Origin of the sequence: Paraburkholderia sp. UCT2, from assembly GCF_014397665.1 — a bacterium.
Taxonomy (GTDB): Bacteria; Pseudomonadota; Gammaproteobacteria; order Burkholderiales; family Burkholderiaceae; genus Paraburkholderia; species Paraburkholderia tuberum.
The window spans coordinates 1-651 of record NZ_VZQO01000156.1; the positions used below are offsets into that span (position 1 = coordinate 1).

1 protein-coding gene and 1 pseudogene are annotated in these 651 nt (G+C 63.6%); both read right to left on the reverse strand.

Annotation, left to right across the window (positions count from 1 at the left end):
- A partial coding sequence (locus F6X39_RS36190) for an HPF/RaiA family ribosome-associated protein (protein ID WP_187620166.1) occupies positions 1-333 on the reverse strand: 333 nt, incomplete at its 3' end.
- 122 nt (positions 334-455) lie between these two features.
- A pseudogene (locus tag F6X39_RS36195) lies at positions 456-651 on the reverse strand (LysR family transcriptional regulator); the annotation flags it as partial.

A 651-nucleotide genomic window follows, 5' to 3' on the forward strand; every position in this document is an offset into this window, starting at 1 on the left:
GTAAACGGCATCAAAATCACGGGGACCCCGAGTCGCAATGCGCGCCTGCTGCCTGCGGACGATCGAACGCGCCGCGCGGGCCAGCGCGAGATCGAGTGCGCCGCGCCAGTCTCTTGCGATCGACGTCACGACGACAGGCGTCGCATCGGGCGTCTGCACCTGCACCTGGCAGCGTTTGTCGAGTCCGCCGCGCGGGCCGTTGATGTCCGACATGCTGACGGTCGCCTTCGAAATCAGCCAGTCCATGCGGCGAAACACGAACCGGATGCGTTGGCGCGCGAAGCTGCGCAGACGGACGGCTTCACGGTCGCGGGACTTGAACAGGACTTGCATGAGACACCTCCTTCGTGGGTACGGCTCAAGAGTACGGTGAGGAGGCGTCGAGGAAAAAGCAGAAAAAACGGAAATGCAGCTTCGGAAAAACCGAACCTTCGTTTTCGTGATCACGAACGCGCTCACGCATGCGCCGCACTCAACACCTTTTGCGTCAAAGGATGATGCCGCCCGCGCCGCGACACGATTGCGTGTATTTCCTCCTTCACTTCCGGCGAGCGGCCGAGCCAGCGCAAGCCGCGATGCATCGGATCGTTGCGCTCGGCGCCGAACGCCGCGAGCGGAAACACGCCCATGCCGCGCGACGCGAACAGCGCC